Origin of the sequence: Cellulomonas septica (assembly GCF_012396155.1) — a bacterium.
GTDB lineage: Bacteria > Actinomycetota > Actinomycetes > Actinomycetales > Cellulomonadaceae > Cellulomonas > Cellulomonas septica.
In genome coordinates this window covers 1-6,006 of record NZ_JAAXOY010000168.1, presented here as the reverse complement: position 1 = coordinate 6,006, position 6,006 = coordinate 1, and the positions used below count along the sequence as shown (strand labels likewise).

The 6,006-nt window shown below is 74.5% G+C and carries 5 protein-coding genes and 1 pseudogene; 2 read left to right on the top strand and 4 right to left on the bottom strand.

The genetic code is table 11. The features are described from left to right. The 4 genes and pseudogenes from HGA02_RS08405 to HGA02_RS08390 form a co-directional block, all read right to left on the bottom strand. The coding region (locus HGA02_RS08405) for an endonuclease/exonuclease/phosphatase family protein (RefSeq protein WP_210728326.1) at positions 1-559 on the bottom strand (559 nt) is incomplete at its 3' end. Between the two features lie 13 nt (positions 560-572). Further along, a complete protein-coding gene (locus HGA02_RS08400; RefSeq protein WP_343035381.1) occupies positions 573-1,277 on the bottom strand; it encodes a ThuA domain-containing protein in 705 nt (234 codons plus the stop codon). 100 nt (positions 1,278-1,377) lie between these two features. After that, entirely contained in the window at positions 1,378-3,357 is a 1,980-nt protein-coding gene (locus HGA02_RS08395) for a sodium-translocating pyrophosphatase (RefSeq protein WP_246247568.1), read from the bottom strand. 61 nt (positions 3,358-3,418) lie between these two features. Further along, positions 3,419-3,829: pseudogene (locus tag HGA02_RS08390) on the bottom strand (flavodoxin domain-containing protein); the annotation flags it as partial. A 194-nt stretch (positions 3,830-4,023) separates the two neighbouring features. Between HGA02_RS08390 and lipA the strand changes: the two are divergent. Continuing rightward, positions 4,024-5,025 carry a lipoyl synthase gene (gene lipA / locus HGA02_RS08385; RefSeq protein WP_168678637.1) on the top strand — a complete coding sequence of 334 codons (1,002 nt, stop codon included), beginning with the start codon at positions 4,024-4,026 and terminating at the stop codon, positions 5,023-5,025. A gap of 61 nt (positions 5,026-5,086) precedes the next feature. Continuing rightward, complete coding sequence (locus HGA02_RS08380) at positions 5,087-5,806, top strand: DUF4191 domain-containing protein (protein WP_168678636.1); 720 nt, start codon at positions 5,087-5,089, stop codon at positions 5,804-5,806. Positions 5,807-6,006: the final 200 nt, after the last annotated feature.

Sequence of the window (6,006 nt, the reverse complement as noted above, 5' to 3'; positions counted from 1 at the left end):
CGTCGGGCGCCGCGTCGCGCAGTCCCGCGAGCCCCGCCTGCGCCCCCGCGGTACCGGCGGCACCCCCGACACCCCCCGCGGTCCCCGACCCGAGCAGCCGCTGCCAGGTCGGGCCGCCCGGCTGCTCGTTCAGGTCACCGACCAGGACCAGCGGGCGCTGCGCGCGCGCGAGGTGCGCGTCGAGCACGTCGAGGTGCCGCAGCCGTTCGGCACGGTCCAGCGAGAGGTGCACGGCCACCACGACGACGCCCCCGACGCGCGCGAGCGCGACGCCGCGGCGCACGGTGCCCGTCTGCCACGGCAACGGCAGCGCGTGCGCGTGGGTCACGGGGAGCCCGGGGGCGGCGAGCAGCGCGGTCGTCCGCGCACCGCGCCCGCCCACGACGACCCGCAGCCCGGCGCGGCGCGCGAACCGGTGCAGCCGCCACCACCCGAGGGGGCCGCGTGGCGGCTCCTGCACGGCGAGGACGTCGGGCCGCTCGGCGCGCACGACCTCCGCCACGGCCCGCCCGTCCTGCTGCAGGCCCTTGACGTTGTAGGACATGAGTCGCAGCGTCACGGGGACCAGCGCATCACGCGTCGAGCAGCCACGCGACCTCACGGCGCAGCAGCGCGCGCCGCGACGGGAACGCGTACGAGCGGACGTCGTGGCCGAGCGCGTCGTAGAGGACGCGGCCCGGACCGGCAGCGACCCACACGACGGGGTGCGCGCGCGTCGCGCCGGCGTCGTCCGCGACGTCGGCGACCAGCAGCACGTGCGCGTCGTCCGCGACCCGGAGGTCCGCGTACCGCTCGTCGACCGCGTCGACGTCGTCGAGACCGTGCGTCACCGGGTGCGTCGTGTCGACGACGCGGAACCGTGCCTCGCCGAGCGGCGGGTGCCACGACACGTCGTCGACCCACCGTCCGCCGAGCGTCGCCGCCCAGCGCGGGTCGTCGCCGAACGTGTTGGCCGCCTGGTGGAGCCCGAGCACGGCGACGCCCTCGTCGACGAGCGCGGCCCGCCGGTCGTGGAACCCGCGCCACGCGTCGGCGTCCGCGGCGTCGAGCGGCCCCTGCCCGCAGTTCACGACCAGCACGTCGGGCCGGCCGACGTCGTCGAGCGCGTCCGGGAACACGCTGCGGACCTCCACGTCGTGCCCGTCGGCCCGCAGCAGCGTCGCGACGGCGTCGGACGTCGCCGCGTGGTCGTGCCACGGGTCCCCGTACCGGTCCCGTCCGACGAGCACCACCACCTGCGCCACGGCCACCTCCTGCGTCGATCGGCCCTGCGTCACCGCCGGACGGTCGAGTCTCACCCACGGCGACGACGCCCGCGAGACGCCGGACGCCGCCCACCCCGATCAGGGCGGACGGCGTCCGGGTGGTGCGGGTCGGTCAGCGCGCGAGCGCGCGCTCCGCCTCCGCCGCGACGGTCTCCTCACGGTCGACGCGCGCCGCGCGCAGCCGGGAGGCGATGACGGCGCCGAACGCGATGAGCGCCGCGACGACCGCGATGGACAGGCGCGCGACGTGGTTCGCGTCGTCGCCGACGGAGATCACGACGACGGCCGGCGCGATGAGCACCGACACGAGGTTCATGACCTTGATGAGCGGGTTGATCGCCGGGCCCGCGGTGTCCTTGAACGGGTCGCCGACGGTGTCGCCGATGACGGCGGCCGCGTGCGCGTCGGAGCCCTTGCCGCCGTAGTGCCCGTCCTCGACGATCTTCTTCGCGTTGTCCCACGTGCCGCCGGCGTTCGCGAGGAACACGGCCATGAGGACGCCGGCGCCGATCGCCCCGGCGAGGAACCCGGCGAGCGGCCCGACGCCGAGGCCGAAGCCGACGGCGATGGGCGCGAACGCCGCGAGGAGGCCCGGGGTGGCGAGCTCGCGCAGCGAGTCGCGCGTGCAGATGTCGACGACCTTGCCGTACTCGGGCCGCGTCTCGCCGGTCATGATGCCGGGGAAGTCGCGGAACTGGCGGCGCACCTCGAAGACGATCGCGCCCGCGGCGCGGGTCACGGCGTCGATCGCCAGGCCGGAGAACAGGAAGACGGTCGCCCCGCCGAGGATCACGCCGACGAGCGTGACCGGGCTGATGATGTCGTACGACAGCATCGCGGCGACGATGTCGTTCCCGACCGTCCCGGAGATGCCGTCGAGCGCGGTCCGCACGGCGTCCGCGTACGAGCCGAACAGCGCGGTCGCGGCGAGCACGGCGGTCGCGATCGCGATGCCCTTGGTGACGGCCTTCGTGGTGTTCCCGACGGCGTCGAGGTCGGTGAGGATCTGCGCACCCTCGGCGCTGACGTCGCCGGACATCTCGGCGATGCCCTGCGCGTTGTCGCTGACCGGCCCGAAGGTGTCCATCGCGACGATGACGCCGACGGTGGTGAGCAGGCCGCAGCCCGCGAGCGCGATGAGGAACAGCGCGAGCGCGACATTGCCGCCCGCGATGAGGAACACGCCGCAGATCGCGGCGGCGATGATGCCCGCGGTGTAGACCGCGGACTCGAACCCGACGCCGATGCCCGACAGGACGACGGTCGCGGCACCGGTGAGGGTCGTCTTGGCGACGTGCAGCGTGGGCTTGCTCGTCGTCCCCGTGAAGTAGCCGGTGACCCACAGGATGATGCCGGCGAGCACGACGCCGATCGCGACGGCGGCCGACGCGATGAGGCGCGGGTCGCCCGCGTGGTCCTCCAGGCCGGCCGTGCCGCCCGTGAAGTCCGCGAACGACGACGGCAGGTAGACGAACGCCGCGACGGCCGCGAGCGCGACGCCCACGAGCGCCGAGATGTAGAAGCCGCGGTTGATCGCGGTGAGGCCGCTCTCGTTGCCGCGGACCCGCGTGATCGCGACGCCCAGCGCGGCGACGAGCGCGCCGACGGTGGTGACGACGAGGGGGAAGACGAGCCCGTGCTCGCCGAACGCCGCCTTGCCGAGGATGAGCGCCGCGACGAGCATCACGGCGTACGACTCGAACAGGTCGGCCGCCATGCCCGCGCAGTCGCCGACGTTGTCGCCGACGTTGTCCGCGATGGTCGCGGCGTTGCGGGGGTCGTCCTCGGGGATGCCCTGCTCGACCTTGCCGACCAGGTCGGCGCCGACGTCGGCCGCCTTGGTGAAGATGCCGCCGCCGACGCGCATGAACATCGCGAGCAGCGCGGCGCCGAAGCCGAAGCCCTCGAGGACGCCGGGCGCCTCGCCGCGGTACAGCAGCACGACCGCCGCGGCACCCAGCAGGCCGAGCCCGACGACGCTCATGCCGACGACCCCGCCGGTCCGGAACGCGATGCGCGCCCCCTCCGCCCGGCCGCCGGGCTGGGACGCGGCCGCCGCGACGCGCAGGTTGGCGCGCGTCGCGAGCCACATGCCCAGGAACCCGATCGACCTCGGCGGCCCACGACCGCACGTCGTCGAAGTCCCGGAAGTCCCCCGTCTCCGCACGCGTGAGCGCGACGAGCGCGCGCTCGTTGAGGTTGAGCTCGGAGCGCTCGATGCGGCCGACGAAGCACCGCGGCTCGCGCGCCCCGACGTGCCGGGCGACCACGTCGACGTCGTCGGGGGCCGTCGGCGGCAGCGGCGGGTCACCCACGGGTCCGGACCAGAACAGCCACACGGGCATCGCCCGCAGGTGCGCACCCTGCCGCTCGACGAGGTCGCGGAGGGCGGCCGCGAGCCGGCCGACGTAGACCGCCGACCCGAGGACCGCGGCGTCGTACCCGGTCACGTGCTCGACCTCGTCGGGGGTGACCTCGTCGACGTCGTGCCCCGCCGCGCGCAGCACGTCGGCGACCACCGCGCCGATCTCGCGCGTCGCACCGTGCCGCGACGCGACCGTCATGAGGATCTTCATCGTCCCTCCCCTCGTCGTGCCGGCGTCGCGGGGTCCCGCCGGTCCCGGTCGCCCGGGCGTCTCGCCGACGCCCTCAGCGTCGCGCCGCGCGACGGGCCACCGCGCGGGACCGAGGTCCCGACCGGCTGTGACGTGCGACTCCCCCACCACGCGGCTCGCGCGCGCGGGGTTAGTCTGACGACGTGACGATCGCTCCTGAGGGCCGCCGCATGCTCCGCGTCGAGGCGCGCAACGCCGCGACGCCGATCGAGAAGAAGCCGGAGTGGATCCGGACCCGCGCGACCATGGGCCCCGAGTACAGCGAGCTCAAGGGCCTCGTGAAGCGCGAAGGGCTGCACACGGTCTGCGAGGAAGCGGGCTGCCCCAACATCTTCGAGTGCTGGGAGGACCGCGAGGCGACGTTCCTCATCGGCGGCGACCAGTGCACGCGGCGCTGCGACTTCTGCCAGATCGACACCGGCAAGCCCGCGGACTTCGACGCCGACGAGCCGCGCCGGGTCGCCGCGTCCGTGCAGGCGATGGGCCTCAAGTACGCGACGGTCACGGGCGTCGCACGCGACGACCTGCCGGACGGCGGTGCGTGGCTGTACGCGGAGACGGTCCGCCAGATCCACGCGGTCAACCCCGGCACGGGCGTCGAGCTGCTGATCCCCGACTTCAACGCGGTGCCCGAGCTGCTCGACGAGGTCAACGAGTCCCGTCCCGAGGTGCTCGCGCACAACGTCGAGACCGTCCCGCGCATCTTCAAGCAGATCCGTCCGGCCTTCCGGTACGACCGCTCGCTGTCCGTCCTCACCCGCGCGCGCGAGGCCGGTCTCGTCACCAAGTCGAACCTCATCCTCGGCATGGGCGAGACGACCGACGAGGTCAAGACGGCCCTCAAGGACCTCCACGACGCAGGCTGCGACATCGTGACGATCACGCAGTACCTGCGCCCGTCGCTGCGGCACCACCCGGTCGACCGCTGGGTGCGCCCGGAGGAGTTCGTCGAGCTGTCCGACCACGCGCAGGAGCTCGGGTTCCTCGGCGTCATGTCCGGGCCGCTCGTGCGCTCGTCCTACCGCGCGGGCCGGCTGTGGGGCCAGGCCATGCGGCACCGCGGCATCGAGATCCCCGCCGCGCTCGCGCACCTCGGCGAGCCGACGACCGCCCGCCAGGAGGCCGCGAGCCTGCTCGCGCGCTGACGCTCGTCGCGCCGCCGGACGATGTCCGGTGGTGCCCGCGAGATCGGTAGACTCCGACCCCATGGCCCGCGACACGAACGCCACTCCCCCGGCCGCCGGGAAGGTCCGCAAGACCCGCTGGTACCACCAGCTGTGGCAGGCGTACCAGATGACCCGGCAGAGCGACCCGGCCATCACCTGGTTGCTGCTCGCGGTCTTCGTCGGGATCGTCGCGCTCGGCCTGGTCGTCGGCCTCCTGGTCGACTCGATCGTCTACGTCCTGCTGCTGAGCATCCCGTTCGCGCTGCTCGGTGCGATGTTCGTGCTCGCGCGCCGCGCCGAGACCGCCGCCTACACGCGGATCGCCGGCCAGCCGGGCGCGTCGCGCGCCGCGCTCGGCACCATCCGTCGCGGCTGGACGTTCACCGAGGAGCCCGTCAACGTCGACCCCCGCACGCGCGACATGGTGTTCCGCGGGCTCGGTCGTCCGGGCGTCGTCCTCATCGCCGAGGGCGGCCCGGCGCCGCGCCTCGCCCGTCTCCTCGAGGCGGAGCGCAAGCGCACGGCACGCGTCATCTCCGGTGCGCCGATCACGCTGGTCCAGGTCGGCGACGACGAGGGTCAGGTGCCGCTGCGGAAGCTTCCGCGCCACATCCAGCGGCTGCGCCCCTCGCTGACCAAGCAGGAGGTCGCCGAGGTCGGCAAGCGGCTCACCGCGCTCGGCGCCGTGCGCCTCCCCGTGCCGAAGGGCGTCGACCCGATGCGCGCGCGTCCCGACCGCAAGGGCATGCGCGGGCGCTGACCCGGCACCGTCCGGCCCGGTACGGTCCGTCCGTGCGCGACGACCGCTGGAACCACAACACGCACTACCACCGGCTCGCGCTGCGGCACGCCCCGCGCGCCCGCACCGCGCTCGACGTGGGCTGCGGCGAGGGCCTGCTCGTGCGTCGGCTGCGTGCCGCCGGCGTCCCCCGCGTCACGGGGGTCGACGTCGACGCCGCC